At 69.3% G+C, this 24,868-nt stretch carries 20 protein-coding genes; 9 read left to right on the top strand and 11 right to left on the bottom strand.

Features of this window, described 5'->3' with window-relative positions:
• Window positions 1–39: 39 nt before the first annotated feature.
• Window positions 40–924: a CAP domain-containing protein gene (locus tag ACMGFG_RS02690; protein WP_436928813.1), complete on the bottom strand. Its 885-nt coding sequence runs from the start codon at window positions 922–924 to the stop codon at window positions 40–42.
• 155 nt (window positions 925–1,079) lie between these two features.
• Here ACMGFG_RS02690 and ACMGFG_RS02695 point away from each other — a divergent pair, with 155 nt between their 5' ends.
• Window positions 1,080–2,108, top strand: a complete 1,029-nt coding sequence (locus ACMGFG_RS02695) for an SGNH/GDSL hydrolase family protein (RefSeq protein WP_436928814.1) — start codon at window positions 1,080–1,082, stop codon at window positions 2,106–2,108.
• A 644-nt stretch (window positions 2,109–2,752) separates the two neighbouring features.
• Here the strand turns inward: ACMGFG_RS02695 and ACMGFG_RS02700 are convergent.
• From ACMGFG_RS02700 to ACMGFG_RS02715, 4 genes are all read right to left on the bottom strand, one after another.
• Window positions 2,753–3,499 carry an MBL fold metallo-hydrolase gene (locus ACMGFG_RS02700; RefSeq protein ID WP_436928815.1) on the bottom strand — a complete coding sequence of 249 codons (747 nt, stop codon included), beginning with the start codon at window positions 3,497–3,499 and terminating at the stop codon, window positions 2,753–2,755.
• Between the two features lie 67 nt (window positions 3,500–3,566).
• Window positions 3,567–5,276 (bottom strand): ATP-dependent DNA ligase LigA, encoded by a 1,710-nt coding sequence (gene ligA, locus ACMGFG_RS02705; protein WP_436928816.1) that lies wholly within the window; start codon window positions 5,274–5,276, stop codon window positions 3,567–3,569.
• A gap of 27 nt (window positions 5,277–5,303) precedes the next feature.
• On the bottom strand, window positions 5,304–7,886 hold the full coding sequence (locus tag ACMGFG_RS02710) for a type II secretion system F family protein (protein WP_436928817.1): 2,583 nt from the start codon (window positions 7,884–7,886) through the stop codon (window positions 5,304–5,306).
• The gene (locus tag ACMGFG_RS02715; RefSeq protein ID WP_436928818.1) at window positions 7,883–9,604 is read right to left on the bottom strand and encodes a type II/IV secretion system ATPase subunit; all 1,722 of its coding nucleotides are present in this window, start codon (window positions 9,602–9,604) and stop codon (window positions 7,883–7,885) included. The genes ACMGFG_RS02710 and ACMGFG_RS02715 overlap by 4 nt, the downstream gene beginning before the upstream one ends.
• Window positions 9,605–9,825: 221 nt before the next feature.
• On the opposite strand from ACMGFG_RS02715, the gene mntA reads away from it, so the two are divergent.
• Both mntA and hepT read left to right on the top strand, forming a co-directional pair.
• Window positions 9,826–10,245, top strand: a complete 420-nt coding sequence (gene mntA, locus ACMGFG_RS02720; RefSeq protein WP_436928819.1) for a type VII toxin-antitoxin system MntA family adenylyltransferase antitoxin — start codon at window positions 9,826–9,828, stop codon at window positions 10,243–10,245.
• Between the two features lies 1 nt (window position 10,246).
• Window positions 10,247–10,675, top strand: a complete 429-nt coding sequence (hepT, locus tag ACMGFG_RS02725) for a type VII toxin-antitoxin system HepT family RNase toxin (RefSeq protein WP_436928820.1) — start codon at window positions 10,247–10,249, stop codon at window positions 10,673–10,675.
• Window positions 10,676–10,691: 16 nt separating this feature from the next.
• On the opposite strand, the gene ACMGFG_RS02730 is transcribed toward hepT, so the two are convergent.
• Window positions 10,692–10,976 (bottom strand): DUF357 domain-containing protein, encoded by a 285-nt coding sequence (locus ACMGFG_RS02730; RefSeq protein ID WP_436928821.1) that lies wholly within the window; start codon window positions 10,974–10,976, stop codon window positions 10,692–10,694.
• 111 nt (window positions 10,977–11,087) lie between these two features.
• Entirely contained in the window at window positions 11,088–11,216 is a 129-nt protein-coding gene (locus ACMGFG_RS02735; protein ID WP_436928822.1) for a hypothetical protein, read from the bottom strand.
• 382 nt (window positions 11,217–11,598) lie between these two features.
• Here ACMGFG_RS02735 and ACMGFG_RS02740 point away from each other — a divergent pair, with 382 nt between their 5' ends.
• Both ACMGFG_RS02740 and ACMGFG_RS02745 read left to right on the top strand, forming a co-directional pair.
• Window positions 11,599–12,645, top strand: coding sequence for an NAD(P)/FAD-dependent oxidoreductase (locus ACMGFG_RS02740; protein WP_436928823.1), 1,047 nt, complete (start codon window positions 11,599–11,601; stop codon window positions 12,643–12,645).
• A gap of 323 nt (window positions 12,646–12,968) precedes the next feature.
• Complete coding sequence (locus tag ACMGFG_RS02745; RefSeq protein WP_436928824.1) at window positions 12,969–13,259, top strand: DUF7545 family protein; 291 nt, start codon at window positions 12,969–12,971, stop codon at window positions 13,257–13,259.
• A 138-nt stretch (window positions 13,260–13,397) separates the two neighbouring features.
• Here ACMGFG_RS02745 and ACMGFG_RS02750 read toward each other — a convergent pair whose 3' ends face one another.
• Both ACMGFG_RS02750 and ACMGFG_RS02755 read right to left on the bottom strand, forming a co-directional pair.
• Window positions 13,398–14,060: a 2,5-diamino-6-(ribosylamino)-4(3H)-pyrimidinone 5'-phosphate reductase gene (locus tag ACMGFG_RS02750; RefSeq protein WP_436928825.1), complete on the bottom strand. Its 663-nt coding sequence runs from the start codon at window positions 14,058–14,060 to the stop codon at window positions 13,398–13,400.
• 96 nt (window positions 14,061–14,156) lie between these two features.
• On the bottom strand, window positions 14,157–14,612 hold the full coding sequence (locus ACMGFG_RS02755) for a hypothetical protein (RefSeq protein ID WP_436928826.1): 456 nt from the start codon (window positions 14,610–14,612) through the stop codon (window positions 14,157–14,159).
• A 254-nt stretch (window positions 14,613–14,866) separates the two neighbouring features.
• On the opposite strand from ACMGFG_RS02755, the gene ACMGFG_RS02760 reads away from it, so the two are divergent.
• Genes ACMGFG_RS02760 through ACMGFG_RS02770 form a run of 3 tightly spaced genes read left to right on the top strand, consistent with a single transcriptional unit; the run spans window position 14,867 to window position 18,611 of the window.
• Entirely contained in the window at window positions 14,867–16,138 is a 1,272-nt protein-coding gene (locus ACMGFG_RS02760) for a Single-stranded DNA binding protein (protein WP_436928827.1), read from the top strand.
• Window positions 16,135–17,859 carry an RPA family protein gene (locus ACMGFG_RS02765; protein ID WP_436928828.1) on the top strand — a complete coding sequence of 575 codons (1,725 nt, stop codon included), beginning with the start codon at window positions 16,135–16,137 and terminating at the stop codon, window positions 17,857–17,859. Before ACMGFG_RS02760 ends, ACMGFG_RS02765 begins: the two co-directional genes overlap by 4 nt.
• Entirely contained in the window at window positions 17,859–18,611 is a 753-nt protein-coding gene (locus ACMGFG_RS02770) for a metallophosphoesterase (protein ID WP_436928829.1), read from the top strand. The genes ACMGFG_RS02765 and ACMGFG_RS02770 overlap by 1 nt, the downstream gene beginning before the upstream one ends.
• Window positions 18,612–19,143: 532 nt before the next feature.
• Here the strand turns inward: ACMGFG_RS02770 and ACMGFG_RS02775 are convergent.
• Together ACMGFG_RS02775 and ACMGFG_RS02780 are read right to left on the bottom strand one after the other, a co-directional pair.
• Entirely contained in the window at window positions 19,144–20,241 is a 1,098-nt protein-coding gene (locus ACMGFG_RS02775) for a DNA topoisomerase IV subunit A (RefSeq protein WP_436928830.1), read from the bottom strand.
• Between the two features lie 24 nt (window positions 20,242–20,265).
• Window positions 20,266–22,701 carry a DNA topoisomerase VI subunit B gene (locus ACMGFG_RS02780; protein WP_436928831.1) on the bottom strand — a complete coding sequence of 812 codons (2,436 nt, stop codon included), beginning with the start codon at window positions 22,699–22,701 and terminating at the stop codon, window positions 20,266–20,268.
• A 225-nt stretch (window positions 22,702–22,926) separates the two neighbouring features.
• Here ACMGFG_RS02780 and gyrB point away from each other — a divergent pair, with 225 nt between their 5' ends.
• Window positions 22,927–24,843, top strand: a complete 1,917-nt coding sequence (gene gyrB, locus ACMGFG_RS02785; protein WP_436928832.1) for a DNA topoisomerase (ATP-hydrolyzing) subunit B — start codon at window positions 22,927–22,929, stop codon at window positions 24,841–24,843.
• The last annotated feature ends 25 nt before the right edge of the window (window positions 24,844–24,868 follow it).

The raw sequence follows: 24,868 nt of genomic DNA on the forward strand, positions 1-24,868 counted from the left end.
AACGGCGAGCAGCGGCCGCGCCGGGCGACGCGGCGGTCGTCAGCTCGGGTCGTCGCCGGTGCCGCAGATGTTACCCGTCACCCACACCTCGTTGTCCTCGGTGATCTCGATGCCGAGGCCGAGGCGGTTGGCGTTGGGGTAGTTGAGCACGTCGGCGTACACCCGGTTGTCCGTCCAGTCCCTGAAGATCTCGCGCGCGACGGCGGTCTCGTTCTCGTGGTAGACCGTCTCGCCGCCTTCCTGGAAGTTGCGGCCGATGTAGGTCTGGCCGATCACCTGGAACTGGTTCTTGTCGGGCCTGACGATGAACTGCGCGTCCTTCTTCTTGAACTTGCAGGTCTCGAACAGCCCGAACTCCTTGTAGCGCCCGGCGACCGACAGGTTGTGGGTCCTGTAGACGAGTTCGCCCCGCTCGGCCATCGCCTCGCTGTGGTTCAGCGACATCCGGTTGATACGCTCGACCAGCGACCCGTTGGCGTTGGCGTAGGCGTTCAGGCCGTTGGCCCGCCGCCAGTCGTTGATCAGCCGGCGGAGTTCGAGTTCGACCTCGCGCTCGCTGAACCGGCGCGGGAGCGTCGGCGTCCGCGTCGGGACCGCCGTCGGCGTCGGGGTGACCGTCGGGGTGGCGGTCGGCGTCGCGGTCGGCGTCGGCGCCGACGTGGGCGTCAGCGTCGGGGACGCCGTCGCGGTCCCGTTGACGGTCCCGTTCGTCGCGGTCCCGTTGCCGGCAGTCGTCGGAGCCTGTGTCGGCGTGTCCGCGGACCCGCCGCCGTCGTCTGCCTCGTCCGAACTGTCCGCTTCGTCGGGCGTCGGCGTGTCGCCGCCGCCACCGCCACCGAGCACCATCGCGCCCGCGATCCCCCCGAGCACGAGGACGGCGACCGCGGCGACTGCGCCCGCGACGACCACCTTCCGGTCGACCATACCCGTTCGGTGCCCGAGTCGAGACTTAAATCTTCCCAATACGCCACAGTCTCCTGATATTTTCCGGCGCGCCCGTCGACACCCGACGACCCCGGCACGGTCCGCCCCGACCGAAACGGTTTCGGCCCTGCTACCGACAGGTCGTGTATCAACGGATGTCCCCGGGAGACGACTACCCGTCGGTGGCACTGCACGGCGTGGCCGAGCTGGCCGAGCCCGACTGGACCGACGCGGGCGACGAACTCCGGCGCCTCCCTGACGGGGTTGCCGGGAACCTGAACGTCGCCGCCCGCGACCGGATCCGCCACCCCGCCGGGTGCGAGGTCAGGTTCGTCTCGCGGGGCGGCGGCCCCGTCCGGCTGACGCTCTCGGCGGCCGCCGAGACGGTCGTTCGCCCGTTCTGGGGCACCTTCCAGGGCGAGACGGTGCTGGAACTCGGCCCGGAGCCCACCGACGTCGAGCTGTCGGTGCCCGAGCCGCTGACCGACCTGTCCCCCGCGGCCGCGGCCGAGGCCGCCGGCGCGTTCGACCCGCTGGTGTGCCGGCTCCGGTTCGAACCCTGGGCGCCGGTCGCGCTCCACGACGTACGGGGCGAGTGTCGTCCGCCCGAGCCCGACGAGGTGCCCGACCGCCGATACCTCGCCTACGGCACCTCGATCACGGAGGGTGCGGCCGCGTCGGCCACCCACCTGACCTACGTCTCCCGCGTGGCCCGCGACTGCGGGCTGGATCCGGTGAACCTCGGCATGTCCGGGGCCGCCTACTGCGAGCCCGCCGTCGCGGACCACATCGCCGAGCGCGACGACTGGGAGGTAGCGACGCTATCGCTGTCGGTCAACATGGCCAACCGCGGGTTCACCGTCGAGCAGTTCCGCGAGCGCGCCGCGTACCTCGTCGAGACCGTGGCGGCGTCGGACCACGACCGCCCGGTCGTCTGCGTGACGCTGTTCCCCTACCACGCCGACCTCCGGGAGAGCGGCGACCGTGAGCGCGCCCGCGCCTACCGGGAGGCGCTCGCATCCGTCGTCGAAGGATGTGGATCCGGCAACGTCTCCCTCGTCGACGGCCGCGAACTGTCGCCGGCCGACGGCCTGACCACCGACCTGCTCCACCCGGGCGACGCCGGCATGGAGTCCATCGCCGACGGACTGGCCCCGCGAGTCGCTGACGCCCTCGACGGCTGATGTCGGGTGGCAGTGGATGCAGTCGTTGGTGTGTGCTCAATCCACTCGGCACGTTCGCTAGCAGTCGTCTCGTTGGCAATCGACAGCGAGTGCTGAAAGCCCTCGTCGCGTTCGCTAACTGTCGTATCTACCGCAGGGAACAGCGAGCGTTGAAAGCCCTCGGCGCGCTCGCGGTCGCTGAGGCGGGATATCCGCGCTCTCTGCACCGCCCGCTCACGGCACAGCCGTTCGCTTCGAGGCGCACAGCGCCTCGCACCGCGCGGATAGTGCCCGCTCAGACGACTGAACTGCACGCGAGCGCGCCTCGCCCTTTCAGTCCACCGGGAGAGCACGCTCTCCCGGGCCCGCGCTCACACGTTCGCGCGGACGCCAGGACAGCACCGCAACCGCTCCGCGACGGCAACCGCACAGCACCGCAGACGGCCACGAGCCTCCCCAGCCGATTCGCGACACGCGAGTCGCGAATCCGCCGTCGGAGCACGCTCCGACGAGCCTTCGGTCGCAGGCTCCCGAAGACCTCGCGCGGCTACGGTCGCGCGCATGAACGCGCGCTCCAGCGCGCGCCGACCGCACCGCAACCGCCCGTTGCAACAGCTACTGCCTGTACTGAGCATTCAGTGAGCGAAGCGACCACGTTGGACCGTCTACCGCTCGTCCAGCACGACCGGGACGCCACGCTCGGCCACGTCCTCGGCGAAGGCACCGCTATCGGCTTCGAGCGCCTCGAAGGTGTTGTAGTGGATCGGGAGTACGAGGTCGGGGTCCATCGCTTCGGCCAGGTCGGCGGCGTCGTGGCGGTCCATCGTGAACGACTGCGAGATGGAGGGGGCGAACAGCGACACGTCGAGCGCCTCGTGGCCCTCCAGCGCGTCGGAGTCGCCCGTCCAGAAGACGTTGGTGTCGTCGACGGTGACGACGAACCCGCAGCCGATCCCCTTCGGGTGGAAGGGTTCGCCGTCCTCGTCGACGTTCTTCCCGTCGGGGTCGTTGTACGCGGGGACGGTCGCGATCGGCACGTCGCCGACGACGAGTTCGTCCTCCATCCCGACCTCGACGACCTCGTAGGGGAGGTCGTCGACGGGCGTCAGGTCGCGGTCGGTGTCTCCCACGTCGATGCCTTCGAAGGCGACGACCGTGGTGTCCCCGTTCGAGACGCGCTCGACGCCGTCGCTGTCGTAGTGGTGGATGTGCGTGACGCAGACCACGTCGGCGTCCTCGGCGCGGTAGTCCTGGCCGGGCGGGTGGCCGACGCCGGGCGTGTCGGGTTCCCACTCGCCGGTCAGCGTGCCGTAGCGGCCGGGGTCGAGGTAGACGACCGTGTCGTCGCCCTCGATGCGCAGGGTCGCGTAGCCGAGCCAGTCGACGGTCAGGCCGTCGTGTCGGACAGTCATACCCCTGATTTCCGCCGAGACGCGGTTAAGGGTTCGGCTTCGGGTGGCGCCTTCCGGGTCTCCCTGTCTACTGCCGCTCGGCGAGCCGTTCGACCCGCTCCAGCGAATCGGCGTCGGACGGGTCCTTGTCCTCGCGGACGCCGAGAAAGCGCGGGAACCGCAGGGCGTAGCCGGCCGCGTAGGTCGAGGAGGTCTGGATCTCCTCGTACCCCACCTCGAAGACGACGGCGGGGTCGATGGTCACGTCGGCGCCGTCCTCGCTCAGCACGTGGGGTTCGAGCAGGTCGGTCAACTCTTCCAGTTCCTCGTCGGTGATGCCGGTGGCGACCTTGCCGAGCGGGGCGAACCCCTCGTCCGTGCGGGCGGCGACCTCGAAGGTACCCAGGAGTTCGGCCCGCCGGCCCTCCCCCCACTCGGCGCCGGTGACGACCAGGTCCAGCGTCTCCACGTCGGGCTTGCGCTTCAGCCACTGTTTCCCGCGCCGGCCCGGGGTGTAGGCCGACTCGGGGTTCTTCAGCATGATCCCCTCGTGGCCGGCGTCGAGCGCATCGGCCTCGATGGCGGCGATCTCGTCGGGGTCGTCGGAGACGGTCAGTTCCGACAGCGCTCCGGCGCCGGTGTCGCCGAGGGTCGCCGCGAGGCGGTCGTGGCGGTCGACGAGGGGGTCGTCGAGCAGGTCGTCACCGTCGGCGTGGAGGCAGTCGAACGCCCGAAACTCGACGGTCACATTCTCGCGGGCTTTCGCCACGTCGTGTTTCCGGCGGAACCGCCGGAGGACCTCCTGGAAGGGCAGGGGCGAGCCGTCGTCGGCGACCGCCACGACCTCGCCGTCCAGAATCGCGGGCGCGTCCAGGCTCTCCTCGACGAACTCGACGACCTCCGGGAGCGGGTCGGTCACGTCCTCCATGTTGCGGGAGAACAGCGCGGTAGTTTCGCCGTCGATACCGTCGGGATCGTGGTGCACCTGGACTCTCGCGCCGTCGAACTTCCACTCGACCGCGGCGCGCTCCCAGTCGTCCAGCGCGTCGGTGACGGTGCCGGCCTGGGCGAGCATCGCGCCGACCGGCCGGCCGACTTCGAGCCCGAGCGATTCGAGCCCGTCGAGCCCATCGCCGCGGGCGACGACCGCCACCTCGCCGTGGTCGTTGGTGACCTGCAGCGCCCGCTCGACCGCTTCGACGGGCACGTCGAACGCGTCGGCGATAGCGTCTCTGACGGTCCCGTCGCCGACGCCGATGCGCATCTCCGAGAGGACGAGCCGGGCGAGATAGCGCGCCTCGTCGCCCTCCGTCCGGTTGAACAGGCCGAACAGGATGTCACGCTTGGAGTCGTGGCTGCCCGACCCCGCCGTCGCGGCCAGGTCGCGCAACTCGGCGTCCACCTCGGCGACGGTCAGGCCGCCGGCTCCCCCTTCGCCGTCCGCACCGTCGCCACCTCCGCCACCGGCGCCGAACGCGGCCAGCCCCTGCTGGCCGCCGAAGTCGTAGCTCGCGGCGACCTCGCCCACGTCGCCCACGTCGGCGACCCGCGCTTCCACGTCGTCGGCGGTGACGTTCCGGCCGGCCGCCTTCGCGATGGCCTCGTAGCACAGCGCCGGCCCGATGTCGAGTTTCGTCGAGTCGTGGGCAGGGAACACCCGCCCCTGGACGTAGCGGGCGACGACGGGCAGGTCATCGCCCGCCGCCGCCAGCAGGTCGGTCACGCGCTCACACACGTCGGAGTCGGCGCTCTCGGCTTCGATCGCCCGGGCGCGCTCGGCGAAGGCGGCAAACTCCATCGCCTCGTCGGTAGGTCCCTCGGCGGGCTAAAAGCTGCCGACCCCGAGCCGGTCCGCCAGCCTCGTCGGCCCCACAGGTTCCGTTCGCCCTACCCCACGCTGGAGGAATTCGACGGACTGGGTCCCGTCGCTGTCGGGCCGCCGGACGGTCGCCACGTCGTAGATCCGGGTGCGCTCCTCGGGGTAGGTGCGGTCGACGGCCCCGCCGGTGTAACCGAACCGCTCGTCGCCGTCGGTGTCGAGGTGGGGGACGGCGTACAGTTCCATCTCGTCGCTGTAGGTCGATTCGAGGCGTATCCGCACGTCCTCGTGGCCGCCCGCCGCGAGGTACGCGCTGTGGCCGACGATCTCGCCGTCGGCGCTCCGGGCGCGGACCGTGACGTAGCCGCCCTCCGAGAGCGACACCGAGTCGACGGTGACGGTCTCGCCGGCCATCGTCTGGTCGTCGAAGGTGACCTGCGCGACCGGGGAGGACAGCAGCAGGAACGCGCCGTAGGCGACCGCGAGCATGATCGCCGCGTGTTTGGCGCCGTGTTTGAGCGAGCCCTCGCCGAGCTGGCCGGCGATAAAGCCCGAGAGGACCGCCTGGACGATGGCGGTGTGGAAAAAGACGAGGGTGTAGGCCGCCTTGTTCACCTGGCCGAAGCGGGCGAACGCGTCGACGTTGACCGCGAGGCGGTCGGTGTTCTCGGGGGTCGGGACGTTGTTCGGGAGGCTCGGCACGAGCACCTCCTGGACGGCGACGATGATGACGAGGAAGACCAGGAAGGAGATGTAGATGACGATCAGGTAGGTGAACATCTGCTGGCGGCGCTTGCGCCGGAGTTTGAGCTCGGTGTTGGCCTGCTCGCCGGCGATCCGCAGGACCGGCGCGAGGTCGCCGCTCGCGCGGAGGGCGTTCGTGAGCAGCGTGACGACGCGGGTCGTCGCGGTCGTGCGGACGCGCAGGCCGAACCGCCGCAAGGCGTCGTCGACGTTCGCGCCGTAGGTGAGGTCACGGTGGATGCGCTCGACCTCGACGGAGAGGACGCCCAGGTCGCTCTCGCGGACGCGCTCGAACCCCTCGACGACGGACATCCCGGCCTCGTTGAGGCTGGCGAGCCGTTCGAGGAGTTCGGGCAGCGCCGCCTCCAGCTTGCGGATCCGCCGGCTGTACACCTCCCAGACGACCGCGAACGAGCCGACCACCAGCAGCGTCGCCTGGATCAACACGTCGTCGAGCGCCCGGACCTGGACGCCGCCCGTGCCGAACGCGTCCGGCGCCCGGAGCGCGATCGACAGGGCCGCGAGCGGGACGGTCACGTAGAGGATCGCGGTCGGCCGCTGCATGAGCGCCTGTACCGGGCGGTCGAACAGGGCCCGGACGCGGGCGAGCGAGTCGTACGCCGCCAGCTGCTCGCGGAGTGTCGACGACGCCGTGTACCCGCCGTCGGTCACCGCCCCGTCGGCCGTCGAACCGTCAGTGACCGCCCCGTCGGCCGCCGGATCGGTCCCGGACCCGCCGGCGCCCGGGAGCCCACCCCGGCCGCGGATCGACGCCGCGAGCGCGCCCGTCTCGCTCCCGCTCCCGACGCCCAGCAGGTCGAGTTTTCCCGAGAGGTATATCACGAACAGGACGTTGGCCAGCGGGATCATCACGTACGCGAGCAGGCGCAGGAAGTTGATCGTCTGGGCCGTCGTCAGCCCGAAGACGAGGAGGATCGTCATCAGGAACAGCGTGCCGGCGACGAGGACGGTGACGTACGCCTCGGCGATGGTCGCCAGCAGTTCGAGGATGTTCTCCTGGCGGTCGGTGGCCTCCTCCCGGTAGCGCTCGTACTGGTCGCGCAGGAATCCGGGGAGGTTCTGCCCGCTCTGGAGGACGCTCGCGAGGTTCTCGCTGAAGGTCTTGAACTCCTCGCTCGGGGTGCGCCTGGAGACGTTCCGGACGGCGGTGATGATGTCCCGGCCGAAGAGATCCATCTCGCGGACGGCGACGGAGATCTCGTCGGCACCGTGGCCGTACACGTCGCGGTTCTCGGCCAGCGTCCGCATCACCGCCGGGGTGGACATCCCGCCTCGCGACAGCGCGTAGACGAACGCGACCGTCCGCGGCAGTCCCTCGTTGATACCGCGCCGGCGGACCTCCGCGGTGCTCCGGAGACGCTCCCAGCGGTACCAGTAGGTGAACCCGGCGACGGCCAGCCCGGAGACCGCGCCGCCGGCGGTCACCACGGCGAACACCTGGTTCGGGGTCAACTCGGGCTCCAGTTCCGGCCGCCCGAGCGTGTTCGCGATGGCGTCGGGCAACCCCTGGACGAACTCGCCGACCGCCGGGAGCACGAGCAGAACGCCGCCGAAGACGTACACGCCGACGATGGCGCCGGCCATCGCCGCGAGGACCGTCACGAGGTACGTCTCGGCCGCGTAGGTGCGGTACGTCTTGGCGACGTACGCTTCCCTGAGGTGCCGCCGTCGGTCGGGCGCCTCGTCGGGGACGTACCGGCCGAAGTAGCGCCGCGCCGTCCGGGTGAACCGGGTGTCGAGGCCGGGGTGGAGCGACGACAGCGGGACCAGCGCGGCCAGCCCCAGCGCGACGACCAGCGGCGCGAGCCCGACGACCGAACTCATGGCTGGTCGCCGGTCGCCGGGTCGGTTCCGTGACCTGCCGCCTGGTCGGCGCCCTCACCGACCGCCGGGCCGGCCCCGTCCCCGGCGCCCGGGTCGGTCCCCTCGTCGACGGTCACGTCGGCCTCGTCGATCATGGCGACGACCTCGTCGGGGTCGGCGTAGTACTTGTTGACCATCGCCGTGAACCGCCGGTAGTCGGTGATGTCGTTCTCCTGGAGATAGGTCAGGAACCGCCGCCGGTTGCGCAGTTCCCGCAACAGCTCGGCGCGGGTCCACCCCTGCTCCTCGCGGATCTCCTCCAGGAGTTCGCTGTTGTTGCGGGTGAAGGTGTCGGCGGTGCCGTCCCAGTTGTAGGTGTTGGAGTAGTCGAGTTCGCCGGTCCGCTGGTCGATGCCCTCGATCTCGGCGATGGTCCGGGCGCGGCGGACCCGCTCGCCGTCCGACCGCGTCAGAACCTGGACGCTCAGCACGTCCAGCGACTGGACCATCGGCCGCGGGACGTTGATCGGTTCGTTCTCCAGCCGGTTGATGACCGTCTGGACGGAGTCGGCGTGCAGCGTCGAGAAGGTGGTGTGGCCGGTGTTCATCGCCTGGAACAGCGTGATGGCCTCCTCGCCGCGGACCTCGCCGACGACGATGTACTCGGGGCGGTGGCGCAGCGACGACCGCAGCAGGTCGTACATCGTGATGTCGCCGTCGCCCATGCGCTCGCGGGTGACCGACGAGAGCCAGTTCTCGTGGTACAGCGAGAGCTCGCGGGTGTCCTCGATGGTGATGACCTTCGAGCGGGGCGGGATGAACATCGAGACGGCGTTCATCGAGGTGGTCTTGCCCGCCGCGGTCCCGCCGGCGAAGATGAGGCTCTTGTTGTTCTCGATGCAGAGCCACAGGAAGGCGAGCATCCGGGCGTCGTAGGTGCCGTAGTTCATCAGGTCGACCGGCGTGAACGGCTCCTCGGCGTACTTCCGGATGGTAAAGGCCGAACCCCGCGGCGTGACCTCCTCGCCGAGCGCGAGCTCGATCCGGGAGCCGTCGGGCAGCGTCGTCGAGACGACGGGGTCGGAGACGCTGACGTGACGGCCCGACCGCTGGGCGAGCTGGACGACGTAGTCGTCGAGTTCCTCGCGCTCGAAGACGACGGTCGTCTCCACGTCGGTGTACTCCTCGTGGTAGACGAACACGGGGAGGCCGGACCCGTCGCAGGAGATGTCCTCGACGCGGGGGTCGTGCATCACCGGGTCGAGCTTGCCGTATCCCAGAAAGGAGCGGTGGAGGTAGTAGAACAGGCGGTAGAACGTCTCGGTCGGCACGTCGACGCCGTACTCCTCGAGGCGCTGGCGCAGTTCCTCCCGCAGGGCGTCGGCGGGGTCGTCGCTCACGTCGTCGCGATAGAGGAGGGGGTCGCGGATGTCGTCGAACACGCGGTGGAGCAACTCCCGCTCGGTCTCGTCGAGGCTCGGCTCGACGACGCGGTAGCGGTGTTCGTTCTCGTCGTCGTCGTAGGCGATGGAGACGTAGGCGAAGGGGGCGTTGAGCCAGTAGCGGTCGACCTCGCGGCCGCCGCTCGGCGGGTCGTCGGCGACGAGCCGCCCGTGGCGGGCGGGGTCGTAGTCGGGGACGTGGATCCGCGACCCGGTGAGCGCCCCCGCCGCCCGCGAGAGCCACCGCTGGAACGCCGCGAGTCGCCCGTCCGGTCCGTCCGTCGCTTCCCGTGACATGAGTGCCCCCGGAGGGTGTTACCCCAACTATCCCGGCGAGTCACTTAAACCCGGAGCCCCGGGAATCACGGCTGAAATTCGCGAGAGGGCGGTGTCCGTCCGAACACAGACTGACGGGACGAAACGAGGTCGGAACCCACCTCGTCAGGAGGGTCCCACGGGCGTTCGGCACATCGTCTCCCGCTCGAACGTTTATTACCGTCGGCTGACAACGAAGGGGTATGGAGCGGCGAGACGAGATTTCCGGCGTGGATCTGGAGGCCGTTCGCCGTGTTCTCGACGCCGCCCCGGTATCGGTCGGGGTCCTCTACGGGTCAGTCGCGCGCGGCGATGACCACGGGCGGAGCGACATCGACCTCGGGGTCGCGTTCAAGGGGACACATTCCCCGTCGGAGCGGACTCGCGAGCGCCTGTCGCTGATCGACGCGCTGTCGGCCGCGCTCGGCACCGACGACATCGATGTCGTTCCGATCACCGACTCGCCGCCGGAACTCCGGCGCTCGATCCGTCGCGATGGAGTGGTCGTGTACGGGTCGCTGGACAGGGCTCGCGACCTGCTCGCGGCGCCGGACGCCGAAGCCGACGAGGCACCGCTCGACTCGTTCGACGACATACTCGGAGACCTCAGACGAGTGGTGTAGGATGGACGAGCCGACGAGACGGCGGGTCGTGGAGAAAGCGTCGTACGTCCGGGATGCGGTCGAATTACTCGCCGAAAAACGCGATTCGCTGTCGTTCGAAGAGTACCGGGATAGCCGAGAGGACCGTGCCGTCGTCGAACGGGAGCTCCAGACCGCGATCGAAGCCTGTATCGATATCGGCGAGATGCTACTCCGGTCGCAAGACATTGCCGTCCCGGAGACGAACCGGGACGTGTTCCGCCGCCTCGAAGCCCAAGAGGTCTTAGACGACGCCACGGCCGACCGGATGGCGCGCGCTGCCGGACTCCGAAACATCCTCACACACCAGTACGGCGCAGACATCGACGACGAAGCCGTCTATACTTCTCTCCAGAACCAGCTCGACGTGTTCGAAGCGTACCTCACACAGATCCGAGACGCTATCGACTGAGGTCTCCCGGTCCCGGTCAGACCGTGAACAGATGGCCGTCCTCGGGCACGTCGAACAGGCCGATCCGGGCGCCGGCGTCGAGCCAGGCGTGGCCGTACGAAAAGGAGGCCAGCGCGTTGACGGGGTCGTCGTCGTCGCGGAAGTGGCGACCGTCCTCCAGATACGAGCGGGCCATCTCCTCGCACTCGGCGGCGGCGTCGGCCATCGGGGTCCCCTCCGGCGGTGCGACTTCGGCGGCGTCGAGCGCCTCCGCGAGCAGCCGTTCGTAGCGGTCGGTCTTCTCTTCGAGGTCGGCGGGCATACCCGGAGTGGAGTGTGCCCGCGGGCCTAAGCGTTCGGACGCGAGTCGACGATGGTCAGTTCGGTGTGCGAGTTGAGTAGTGGTTTCTGGTTGTTCCGCTGTGGAGGGAAGTTATTCGAGAGCGACCGCAGGCGACACCAGGCGCTGAAAGCCCTCGGCGCGCTCGCTAACTGGAGGATCGACCGCGAGAAACAGTAAGCGCTGAAAGCCCTCGGCGCGCTCGCGGTCGCTGAGCGACATACCCTCGCGGCCTGCGGCCGCTTCGGGTAGGGGTCGCTCAGGTGACTGAACTGCACGCGAGCGCGCCTCGCCCTTTCAGTCCGCCAGGACCGCACCGCAGACTGCCCCGCACGACACCGCAGACAGCCACATACCTCCCCAGCCGATTCGCTCCTATCGTCGCTCATCCCTCGCGCGGCTACGTCGCGGCACGGAGGCCGCGACAGCGCGCGCCGACCGCACCGCAACCGCTCACCGCAACACCTACTGTCTGGACTGAACGGTAGTACGCTCCGACAAAGACGAGAGCGACGACACCAAGCGGTTTCGGGGGGTTTCGGGGCTGTGCGGCGGTGGCGGGCGAGCGCAAGCTAAATACCCCGCGCTCCACTACCGGCGAGCAATGAGTTCAGAGACGGCCGACCATCGACGGCTGATCATCGCGGGTTCGGGCATCGCGGGGCTGACAGCCGCCATCTACGCGGCGCGGTCGAACCTCGACCCGCTCGTGCTGGAGGGCGACGAGCCCGGCGGCCAGCTCACCCTGACGACCGACGTGGAGAACTACCCCGGGTTCCCCGACGGCGTCGGCGGCACCGAGCTGGTCAACGACATGAAAGAGCAGGCCAAGCAGTTCGGCGCCGAGATCACCCACGGGATCGTCGAGGACGTCGACGACGAGACGCGCCCGTTCGAGGTAGAAGTCAACACGGGCGACACGTACACGGCCGACGCCGTCATCGCCGCCAGCGGCGCGAGCGCCCGCACCCTGGGGGTCCCCGGCGAGGACGACCTGATGGGCTTCGGGGTCTCGACCTGCGCGACCTGCGACGGCGCCTTTTTCCGCGGCGAGGACATGCTCGTCGTCGGCGGCGGCGACGCGGCCTTCGAGGAGGCCGACTTCCTGACGCGCTTCGCCGACACCGTCTATCTGGTCCACCGCCGCGAGGAGTTCCGGGCGGAGGACTACTGGATCGACCGGCTGATGGACAAGGTCGATGACGGCGACGTGGAGATCATGAAAAACACCGAACTGCTGGAGGTCCACGGCTCCCAGGAGGAGGGCGTCGACCACGTGACGCTCGCCCAGAACGAGTCGGGCTACCCGAAGGACAACCTCGACGACGACGAGACCGAGCAGTTCGACTTCGACGTGGGCGCCGTCTTCGTCGCCATCGGCCACACGCCGAACACCGACTACCTGGAGGACACGGGCGTCGAACTCGACGACGAGGGGTACGTCAGCACGCTCGGCGGCGAGGGCGGCAACCAGACCGCCACCGGCGTCGAGGGGCTGTTCGCCGCGGGCGACGTGGTCGACCACCACTACCAGCAGGCGATCACCGCCGGCGGCATGGGCTGCAAGGCCGCGATGGACGCCGACGCCTACCTCGAACGCGAACTGTCCGCCGAGAGCGGCGCCGAGGCCGCGGCCGAAGCCGACGACTGACGACGGCGTTCACACGAAGCGGTCGAACAGGGCGTACGCGGCGACGAATACCGCCGCGAACACCACACCGTCAGCGAGGGCAGTCCCGATACCGGTTCCGGAGAGGCCGACTGCCAGGAGCGACCGGGCAAGCGCTAACGATCAGCGAGAGGTACCACGCCGTGCGGCTAGACCGGAGCCATGCGTCCGCACGGCCGACTGGACCGGAGTCCGGCACGGGGTCCGTCATGGAGCCGGGTTGCGTCGTCCGGGGCTTAGTTCTGTCGCGCGAACCGCCCGCACGCATCCACCAGAGTCATACGTCGGCTCTCCCAACGGAGGCCATGGCAGAATCCGAGACGGTCACGCTGACGCTCGAGACCGACGACGCGACCGACGAACTCGAAGTGCCGACCGTGCTGGTCGAGATGCTCGCCGAGAGCGAGGACGAGTCACCGCCCGAGGTCGTCGGCGACATCGCGATGTTCGGCCTCGCACAGCGCATCCACAGCGCCGCCCACCACAGCGAGGGCGAGCCCAGCGACGAGGTCGCCGAGACCGAGAAACTGACCCTCGACCTGTTCGAGAAGCGGTTCGGCCGCTCGTTCGCGGAACTGACCGGCCACAGCCACTGATACGGCTTATTGCAAGCGTTTCCCGGGGCGACCGCACGACTGGGTGCGGTCGATCCCGGAATGACTTGCAATAAGCCGTATGAGACGCTTCTCGCGGTAGTCGCGGTAGCCTACGACCGACGACGGGACCGGAGCCGCTCAGGGCACGTCCCAGCGGATCAGGACGCCGTCGTCGATCCGTTCCACGTCGCGCAGCGACAGCTCCGGGAAGTCGGAGACGAAGCCGTCGCCGTCGGCCAGGGTAGGGGCCTTCCACCCGCCGATGACGGCGGCGCCGACGTACGTCGAGAGCTCGTCGACCAGGTCGGCGGCGAACAGCGAGAAGATGAGTTCGCCCCCGCCCTCGACCATCAGCCGCTCGACCCCCCGCGACTCCAGTTCGGCAAGGGCTTCGGGGAGGTCGACCTGCTGTTCGCCGGTCGAGATGACCTCCGCGCCGGCCTCGGTGATCTCGGCGACGAAGTCCTGCGGGGCGGCCTCGCTGGTCAGGAGGACGGTCTCGGCGCGGTCGTCGAGGACGCTCGCGTCGGTGGGCGTGCGGATCCGGGAGTCGGCGACGATGCGGGCGGGGTTTTCGGGCTTGCCGGCGTCGCGCCGGCGCTCGCGGCGGGCGTCGTCGTCGACGGTCAGCGAGGGGTCGTCGGCCAGCACCGTGCCGACGCCGACCATGACGGCGTCGCTCTCGGCGCGCAGGGCGTCCACCCGGTCGAAGTCGGCGGGGCCGCTGATCTCGACCTGTTCGCGCTCCCGGGTCGACAGCTTCCCGTCGGCGCTCATGGCCGCGTTGACGACGACGTGCATACCCGGTAGCTACGCGCTCGCGGGAAAACCGCTTTCGATGTGGGTACGGGGTCGGCCGGCGCGCGACCGCTGGGGCCACCTCGCCCCGCCCGTCGGTCACTCCGGTCGCTCGGTCAGCTTCCGGGCGTCGAGGCGTTTTGCGCCGTCGACCCCGGCGGCGCGGAAGACGACCGCGTCGCCGTCGGTCCACAGCTCCTCGATGTCGAAGACGTACTCGTCGGTCCACGACTTCAGCCGCGCCTCGCCGGCGTCGTCGATCTCGAGGAATGTGCGCGGCGTCTCCTGGGTGGCGATCTCCCACTCGTCGTCGCCCATGTCGAACGACTCGCTCTCGGCGTCCGACCAGGCGAAGACGCAGCGGTACTGCTCGCGCGGCTGGTCGGCCCGCTCGTGGTCGACCCGTCTGTCGGTCTCGAAGTCGATGCCCCTGGCCGAACACCACTCGCGGAGGTGGGCCTCGTCGAACCGCTTGGGCCCGTCCGCACCCGCCCCCGACCGCCGCCAGAGCACGTGGGCGTCCGACGGCTTCCCCCGGAAGGTCGGAGGTTGCATACACCCGACTCGACCGTCGGACGGTAAATAGCTGCCGCGAAAGTCACTTACGGATTATTGCAAGTCATTCCGGGATCGACCGCACGCAGTCGTGCGGTCGACCCGGTCAACGCTTGCAATAATCCGTAACTCGCGATGACAGCTCCGCCGCGGACCGACCCGTCCGTGGCGAGCCGCGTCGGCCGGGGCGAGGGCGGGCGCAGCGGTGCCACCCGACGGGAACGATTTTCACCGGGGCACCACAAGGTCCGGTGATGAGCTTAGACGACCATGCCGAGGAGCTCGCCTCCGACCTCGGCGTCGACAAAACGGAGGTCAAACGCGACCTGGAGAACCTCGTGGAGTACAGCGTCCCCGTCGAGGAGGCCAAAGACAGCCTCCGCCGGAAGTACGGCGACGGCTCGGACGACGGCGGCGACCCCACCACCAAGTCCATCGCCGAGATCACAACCGGCGACTCGAACCTGACCGTCACCGGGACAGTCCTCACCGTGGGCAAGCGGTCGATCCGCTACCAGGGGAGCGACCACGTCATCTTCGAGGGGGAGATCGCCGACGAGACCGGCAAGATCTCCTACACCGCCTGGGACGACTTCGGCCTGCAGGCCGGCCAGACCATCACCGCCGGCAACGCCGGCATCCGCGAGTGGGAGGGCGAACCGGAACTCAACCTCGGCGAGAGCACGACCATCCAGTTGGCCGACGAGGACCTGGACGTGGCGTTCCCGGTCGGCGGCGACTCGACGCTCGCCGAACTCGAACCCGGGGACCGCGGCCGCAACGTCGAGGTACGGGCCCTTGAGGTCGAGACCAAGACCATCGACGGCCGCGACGGCGAGACGGAGATCCTCAGCGGCATCTTCGCCGACGAGACGACCCGTCTCCCGTTCACCGACTGGGATCCTCACGACGCGATCACCGAGGGCGCCTCCGTCCGCCTGGAGGACGTGTTCGTCCGCGAGTTCCGCGGCGCTCCGTCGGTGAACGTCTCGGAGTTCACCGAGGTGGAAGCGCTCGACCGGCCCGTCGAGGCGACCGAGGACGCCCCGCGGCTGGCGGTCCGCGACGCCATCGAGTCGGGGGGGCTGTTCGACGTGGAGCTGGTCGGCAACGTCATCGCCGTCCGCGACGGCTCGGGCCTCATCGAGCGCTGTCCGGAGTGTGGCCGCGTCGTTCAAAATGGCCAGTGTCGCAGCCACGGCGCCGTCGACGGCGTCGACGACCTGCGCATCAAGGCCATCCTCGACGACGGCACCGGGACCGTGACGGCCATCCTCGACGACGAACTCACCGAGGAGGTCTACGGCGGCGACGTGGCGGACGCGAAGGAACACGCCCGCGACGAGATGGACCAGGAAGCCGTGGCCGACGCTATCCGCGAGACGCTCGTCGGTCGCGAGTTCGTCGTCCGGGGGTCGCTGTCGGTCGACGAGTACGGCGCCAACCTCAACGCCCGGTCGTTCGACGAGACCGACGACGACCCGGCGAGTCGCGCCGCCGACCTGCTGACGGAGGTCCGGCCATGAGCGGATCGGAGGACCAGGGCGGCGCGGGCCGGCGGGAGGTCGCCTACCGCGTGTTCGCCGCGGAGTTCGACGACGCCGACTTCTCCTACTCCGAGAGCGACGAGGAGCGCGCCCCGAACTACGTCGTCTCGCCGACGGGCGGCCGGATCAACCGGCTGTTCGTCGTCGGCGTCCTGACCGAGGTCGAGAACGCCAGCGAGGACGTGCTCCGCGCCCGGGTCGTCGACCCGACTGGCGCCTTCGTCGTCTACGCCGGCCAGTACCAGCCCGACGCCCGGGCCTTCTTCGAGCGCGCCGAGCCGCCGCTGTTCGTCGCCGTCACCGGGAAGGCCCGTACCTTCCAGCCCGACGACTCGGACGTGACCTACACCTCGATCCGGCCGGAGAACGTCAACGAGGTCGACGCCGAGACGCGCGACCGCTGGACGGTCGGTACCGCCCGCCAGACGCTCGACCGCGTGCGGACGATGGCCGACGCGCTCGCGCGCGACCAGCAGGGCGACGAACTCCGCGCGGCGCTCGAAGCGGAGGGCGTCGACACCGGGCTCGCCGCGGGGATCCCGCTGGCCATCGACCACTACGGCACGACGGCGGCCTACCTCGACGCGGTCCGGAACACGGCGGTCCAGGCCGCCGAGGTCGTCGCCGGCGAGCGCGAGGAGGTCGAACCCCACTCCGCCTCGCCCGGGGCGTCCGGCGAGGCGGACCTCGCGACGCTGGCCGCGCTCGACGTGACCGCGAGCGTCGGCGGCGAGACGACGGATCTGGGCGGCCCGGTCGAGGCGGAGCCGTCGGCCGCCTCCGGCACCGCCTCGGGGGACGCCGGAACCGACGCGGCCGGGACGGAAGCGACGACCGGCGACGACACCGCGAGCGGGGGGACGGACGAGGCCGGGGCCTCTGTGGCCGACTCCGAACCGACCTCCGCCGACTCCGAGCCGGCATCTGCCGAATCCGAACCGGTCGGTGCGGAGGGAGCGACCGGGGCCGAGGCCGAACCGTCCGGGTCCGCGTCGACGGAGTCCGCCGCCGTCGATGCCGACCCCGCTCCGGCCGGCGAGAGCGGCGGGAGCGACGATATCGGTCTCGACGCCGGCGCCGATGCGGTAGACACGGGCGCCGACTCCGACGGCGACGACGACCTGGAGGACTTCGACGGCGAGTTCGAACTCGACGAGGAGGAGCGCGAGGAGATCGAAGAGGAGTACGGAACGAGCTTCCAGAGCGGCACGGAGGTCGGCGACCCCGGCGAGGCCGACATCGAGACGCCCGACCCCGAGGAACTCGCCGAGGCAGAGGGCGAGGCCGAAGCGGAGGCCGGGGCCGGCGAGTCGGCGTCGGCGGCGGCCGAATCCGACACCGGGACGAGCGAGCCCGCGTCGGACGCGGGCGAGACGGCCACCGAGACGGCGGAGGAACCGGCGACGGGGGCGACCGACGAACCGGCGACCGACACCGAGCCGGAGTCGGAGGCGGACGCCACCGACGAGGTCGAATCAGCCGACGGCGAGGAGCCGGCAGAGGATGTCGACATCGAGGACGCGGTGATGGACGCGATGGCCGAACACGACGACGGCGACGGCGCCCACGCCGACGAGATCGTCGACGCGGTGACCGCGCGGACCGGCGCCGCCGAGGAGGCGGTCCGGGAGGCCATCCAGGACGCGCTGATGGGCGGTCGCTGCTACGAGCCCGAGGACGACGTGTACAAGCCGATCTGATGGGCGTCGAACCGATCCCCGACGAGCCCGCGGCGGTCGCGACCTGCGGCGGTGAGCGGGTGCTCGTCGTCGCCGACTTCCACGCCGGCATCGAGGCGGGCCTGCGCAGCGACGGCGTCGAACTCCCCGACCACGCGCCCGACCGCCGCGAGTCGCTGCGGGCGCTCGTCGACGCCGAGCGGCCGGACCGGCTCCTCTTCCTCGGCGACCTCGGGCACTCGATCGGCGACCCCGGCCGCGACGAGCGCGAGGAGGTCCGCGCGCTGTTCGACGCGCTGCCCGACCTGCCGGTCACGCTCGTCAAGGGCAACCACGACGGCGACGCCGGGGCGGTCCTCGAACGGATCGACCAGCCCGCCGAAGTCACGCCGGGTCACGGCGTCCGCCTCGGCGATGTCGGGTTCGCCCACGGCCACACCTGGCCGAGTCCGGACGTGCTCGCCGCCGACACCGTCTGCGTCGGCCACGAACACCCGGTCGTGCGCCTCGAAGACGAGGTCGGCGGCGCCCGCGTGGAGCGGGTGTGGCTCCGCGGCGGCCTCGACCCCGAACCCTTCCGGGAGTTCCACGGCGACGACCTCAGTGTCGACGGCGAACTCGTCGTCTGCCCGGGGTTCAACGACCTGTCCGGCGGCACCTGGGTCAACGTCGCCGGCCAGGAGTTCCTCGCCCCGTTCCTCCCCGACGGGCTGGTCGACGGCCAGGCGTACCTCCTCGACGGGACCCGCCTGGGCGACTACCGCCGGGTCTGAGCCCGCCGAGTCTGCGTCGTGAGTGCCCACTGAGACACTCTGGAGCGATCCGGTGAGAATTGTTGCGGTGCGGTCGGCGTGCGCTGTCGTCTCGGAATCGCTTGCGATTCCGAGGGCCGTCAGAGCGTGCTCTCCCGGCGGACTGAACGGGCGAGGCGCGCTCGCGCCGAGAGTCGACTGAGCGGGCAACGTATCCGCGCGGTGCGAGGGGCTGGGCGCCTCGAAGCGAACGGCTGTGCCGTGAGCGGGCGGTGCCGAGAGCGCGGATATCCCGCCTGGTTCGAGAGAGCGAAGCTCTCTCGTCACTGAGCGAATCGGAGATCCGCGAGGGCTGCGAGAGCTGTGCTCTCGCCCGACCCCGAAAATCTTCGGTTTTCGGAGACAGCGACCGCGAGCGCGCCGAAGGCTTTCAGCGGTTACCGGCGAGCGCGGCCACTCCGATACGACTTCTCTCCACGACCCAGCCAACAGAGATCACTGAGACACTCGCACGTCGAACCGGACGACTGTCAGAGACGAGGTGTCCCTGTCGTCACAGCACGCCCATCTCGTCGAGCCGCTCGGGCAGGTACGTGTCGGTGACGAAGTCCAGGCCGTAGGAGGCCAGGCTCTGCTGTTCGGACTTCTTGTCGATCTCGAGCTGCAGTTCGATCTGCTCCTCCCAGTAGTCGGACTGGAACCGCGGGTCCTCGAGTTCGCTCTCCAGGGCGTTGACGTCCGAGTCCGAGAGCGGGTCGGTCGGCAGGTCGTACTCGACGATGTCCTCGGGCTGGATGCCGACGAACTGCGCCTCCGGTGTGGCGAGGTACTCCGAGAGGTGCGCGCTCTTGATGGAGCCGTAGGAGACCGACCCGAAGATGCGGTACGACCACGGGTCGCCGTCGGTGAAGACCACGACGGGCAGGTCGAGTTCGTCGTGCAGCCGCTTGGTCAGCCGGCGGGTCGCCCGCGCGGGCTGGCCGCCGAGGTGGACGATCAGGGCGTCGTGGTCGTCGTCGAAGCCGTTCTCGACGAGGCGGTCGCGCATGCCGCCGGTTTCGACGCAGAGGACGAACTCGGCGTCGTTGTCGAGAAAGTCGATGGTGTCGGGGTTGTTGGGGATCTGGTAGCCGCCCTGGCCCACGTCGTCCTGGCAGTGGATCTCGCGGTCCCCGCGGTTGGTCTGCTCGCGGATCCGCAGCGGGCCCATCACCTTCGCGCCCGACTCTTCCGGGCGCATGTGGAAGTCCTCGCGTTTGACCTCCGAGACGATCTCCAGGTCCTCGATGAGGTTGTTCGACTCGTCCTGGCTATTAAATTGCGCCTCGTCTACGTCCCACGACTCGCTGAGGTAGTAGAGTTCACGCAGGGTCGACGAGCGGTCCTCGTCGAGCTGGCGGGCGAGGAAGTCGATGGTGTAGGTGGCCTTCAGCAGCTTCTCCGCGCCGGAGATGGTCTTGGCGGTGCGGGTGCTCTCGCGGTCGCCGTACACCCAGACGTCCTTGTCCTCGTCGTACTCGATGTTGGACTTGGTCCGGGTCGGAATCTTCATCTTCGGCACGTCGCCGCCCTCGAACTGCTCGTAGAACTGCTCGGCCAGGTCGATCAGCTGTTCTCTCGCGTCGGCGTCGGTGTCTGTGTCTGCGCTCATTGGTATGTGTCGGTGTCTGCGCGCTTATGCGTCGATAGTGACCCGCTCGTCCTCGATCCCGTCGACGGAGATGTCGAACTCCGCGTCGGTGCCCGCGTCGTACTCCAGAGTTGCCTCGTCGCCGGCCGACACCGAGGTCGACCACTTGACGAACCACTCGCCGTCCATCTCGACGACGCTGGCGTCGCCGTTGGCGAGGACGGGTTCGCTGCCGGCGACGATGTCCGTGATCTCCACGTCCGCCGCCCGGTCGGAGTTGTTCTCGACGACCAGTCGGACGGTGTCGCCGTCGCGCTGGCGCTCGACGAGGACGTTGTTCATGATCCGGGCGAGCGTGTCGTCGATCTCCAGGTCCTCGTTGTCGGTGACCGCCGAGAGCTTCTCGGCCATCTCCGGGAGGATCGTCGCCAGCTTGTCCTGCTTCTGGCGGCGCTGCTGCATCGACCGGCGCTTCTTCAGGAAGGATTTCAGCTCGCGGGCCGCCTCGCGCACCGCGAGTTCGATCTCCGACTCCATCTCGGGGACGTTCGCGACGGCGTCTTTCGACTCGCTGGTGAACGGTACGTTCGTTGAGGCGACGTGGACCATGACCACGACCGGGCCGTTCGGGATGCCCGACCCACCGGGCTGGTCGAGGTTGTAGTTGCGCCAGTTGATGTCCTTGACCACGTCCGTCGTCGCGCAAGCGCCCCGCTGGTAGACCAGCGGGACGCGGTTGGCGAACCGCATCACCTCCGCCTTGCCCTCGGCCTCGATGTCGCCGCCGTAGGCCAGGCCGGCCTCGACGACGAACGGGTCGCCGCCGTGGACCGAGGCGTCCCGCGTCGACGCGGCGTAGAAGTCGGCGTCGTACTCCTTGCGCAGCCCCTCCTCGATGAGGTCGGACTGGATGGGCGAGAGGCAGTCCGTCGGCGGCGAGATGATGTCCGTCTCGCGCATCGCCTCCAGCAGTTCGCTGGCGGTGTCGCGGTCGCCCGTGATTTCGTTCACGTTCGGCGGGTCGTCGGGGACGCGACGGGCCCGGTCCCACAGCGCCTCGACGACGTTCTCGCGGGCCGTCTCGCCGAAGGTCGCGTCGTCGTACTCCTCGGTGGCGTCGGCCGCGCGGCGGACGAACTCCCGTATCTCGTCGCGGGTGAACCGGTGACGGGCGTCGTCGCTGTCGCCGAACTTCGGCGCGAGTCGGTCGGCGACCCCCTGGACCGTCGCGTCGTCCTTCTGGGCGGTGGTCACCTCGTCGACGACGGCGTACAGGTCCCCCCGCAGGTGGTCGTACTCGTCGGCGTCCTCGCCGGGGTCGACGGCCTCACCCGTCCCGACGACGGCGGCCCAGCCGGCGTCGACGGCGTTCTCGCGGACGGTCGAGCCGAAGGTGACGTCGTATTTGTCCTCGATGTCGTCGGCCACGTCGTCGATCAGGTCGCGGAACTCGTGGTGGGCGACCCGGTCGTAGCCGTCGACGGCGTCGGCGACCCGGTCGGCGAACTCGGCGGTCGCCTCGGCGCCCTTGTTGGCGACCGCGGCGTCGAGCGCGCGGGCCACGTCGGCCGGCTCGTGGGCCTTCGGCGGCGTCCAGGCCATCTCGCGGCCGAACTGCCGGTCACGGAAGTTGTCGATCACCGAGTCGGCGGTCTTGCCGCCGACGCGGGTGAACTCGCTCTGGAGGAAGCCCGACACCGAGTACGAGTCGGTGGCCTCGAGCATCTTGATGAGCGTCCCGAGCTCCACCCCGTGGGGATGGGGGCGGATCTCCTCGGTCTCGGCCGGGAGCTGGTCGGTCACCCGCTCGTATTTCATGTGCTCGCTCGGCTCCCGGAGCTCGATGCGGGCGTGGGGGTTGACGACCGCGGTGTGCTCGATGTAGTCGTGGAGCTGGTTGCGGGCGCGCATGTTCGCCTCCATCTCCAGCTCGATGCGCGTCCCGTGGGGCCGCTCCCAGGTGGTCGTCTCTTCGACGCTGATCTCCGGCTCGTTGTCGTCGGTGTCGATGATGAGCTCGAAGTACTGCGCCTGTTCGTCGCCCTGCGTGCGGGAGGTGATCTTGGCGGGCTTGCCGCTCGTCTTCTGGGCGTGCAACACCGCGGCCGAGATGCCGATCCCCTGCTGGCCGCGGTTCTGCTCCCGTTTGTGGAACCGCGACCCGTAGAGCAGCTGCCCGAAGACCTTGGGGAGCTGCTCCTTGGTGATCCCCGGCCCGTTGTCCTCGACGATGAGCCGGTAGTAGTCCCCCGCCTCCTGGATCTCGACGTAGACGTCCGGGGCGATGTCCGCCTCCTCGCAGGCGTCCAAGGCGTTGTCGACCGCCTCTTTCACGGCGGTCACGAGCCCCCGGGCGCCGCTGTCGAACCCGAGCATGTGCTTGTTCTTCTCGAAGAACTCGGCGATGGAGATCGACCGCTGGCTCTCGGCCAACCGTTCGGCGATCTCCTCCCCGCCGAGGTCCGGCTGTTCCGATGTCATCCGTGCGACCCCCTACTGCCGGACGGCTTAAAAGGCGTTCGCCAGCGGGGTGAAAGTGAAACGCGGCGGGGCAACCCCCGGGGGTTCGACCCCGGCGATGGGGTGTCGGCCCGGGTGGTCCGAGTGGCATGGGGGCGACCATAGTAGAGCCGACTGCGGCGATATACGCGCGAGCGCGCGTGCGAGAGCTTTAAGGGAGCCGGTGTACTATCGGGACACAGTTCTATGTCACGGGAGTCTGAAGAGTACGGCGCACAGCAGATCCAGGCCCTGGAGGGGCTGGAGGCCGTGCGCAAACGCCCGGCGATGTACATCGGGTCCACCGACGACAGGGGGTTGCACCACCTGGTCTACGAGGTCGTGGACAACTCTATCGACGAGGCGCTGGCGGGATACTGCGACAGCATCTCGGTCACCATCCACGACGACGGGTCGGTCTCCGTCGCCGACGACGGCCGGGGGATCCCGGTCGACACCCACGAGAAGTACGACAAGCCCGCCGTCGAGGTGGTGATGACCGTCCTCCACGCCGGCGGCAAGTTCGACAACAAGTCCTACCAGGTCTCCGGCGGCCTGCACGGCGTCGGCGTCTCCGTCGTCAACGCCCTCTCCGAACGGCTGGAGGTCGAGGTCAAGCGCGACGGCGCCGTCTACCGCGAGTCCTTCGAGCAGGGCGCCCCCCAGGACGGGCTCGAACGCGTCCGCGACATGGACGACGACGAGGGGACCGGGACGGAGATCCGCTTCTGGCCCGACACCGGCATCTTCGAGGCCACGGAGTACGACTACTCGACGCTGGAGTCGCGGCTGCGCGAGCTCGCCTTCCTCAACTCCGGCGTCGAGATCACGCTGACCGACGAACGGGACGGGACGGAGGACACCTTCCGCTACGAGGGCGGCATCAAGGAGTTCGTCGAGTACCTCAACGAGACGAAAGAGCCCCTCCACGAGGAGGTCGTCTACTTCGAGGACGAAGAGCAGGACATCCACGTCGAAGTGGCGATGCAGGGCACCAGCGAACTCCAGGGGTCGATCCACGCCTTCGCCAACAACATCAACACCCGCGAGGGCGGCACCCACCTCACCGGCTTCAAGACCGCGCTGACCCGCATCGTCAACGACTACGCCGAGGACAACAGTCTGCTCGGCGAGATCGACGGCACCCTCAAGGGCGAGGACATCCGCGAGGGGCTCACCGCCGTCATCTCCGTCAAACACCCCGACCCGCAGTTCGAGGGCCAGACCAAGACGAAGCTCGGCAACAGCGAGGTCCGCGGCATCGTCGAGTCGGCCATCCACGAGGGGCTGGGCACCTACTTCGAGGAGAACCCCGACACGGCCGAGGTCATCGTCCAGAAGGCCGTCGAGGCCGCGAAAGCTCGGAAGGCCGCCAAGAAGGCCAAGGAGCTGACCCGCCGGAAGTCCGCGCTGGACTCGACGGCGCTGCCGGGGAAGCTCTCGGACTGCCAGACACGCGACCCGGAGGAGGCCGAGCTGTTCATCACCGAGGGTGACTCGGCCGGCGGCTCCGCGAAACAGGGCCGCAACCCCGAGTTCCAGGCCATCCTCCCCATCCGCGGGAAAATTCTGAACGTCGAGAAACACCGGCTGGACCGCATCCTCGAGAACAACGAGATCCGCGCGATGATCACCGCCATCGGCACCGGCATCGGCGACGAGTTCGACATCGACGATGCCCGCTACGAGAAGATCATCCTGATGACCGACGCGGACGTCGACGGCGCGCACATCCGGACGCTACTGCTCACGTTCTTCTACCGCCACATGCGGCCGCTGCTGGAGGCGGGCTACATCTACGCGGCCCAGCCGCCGCTGTACCGCATCCGGTACAACGGCGAGACCTACGACGCGATGAGCGACGAGGAACGCGACCGGATCGTCGCCGAGAAGTGCGACGGCAACCCCAGCCAGGTCCAGCGGTTCAAGGGCCTGGGCGAGATGAACCCCCAGCAGCTGTGGGACACCACCATGGACCCCGACCAGCGGATCCTCAAACAGATCACCATCGAGGACGCCGCCGCCGCCGACAAGATGTTCTCCGTCCTCATGGGCGACGCCGTCGAACCCCGCAAGCAGTTCATCAAGGACCACGCGCCCGAGGCGGAGTGGGTGGACATATGACCCGGCGCGACCGAGCGGCGGCCGA

The sequence above is a fragment of the Halosimplex halobium genome, assembly GCF_051414055.1.
GTDB lineage: Archaea > Halobacteriota > Halobacteria > Halobacteriales > Haloarculaceae > Halosimplex > Halosimplex halobium.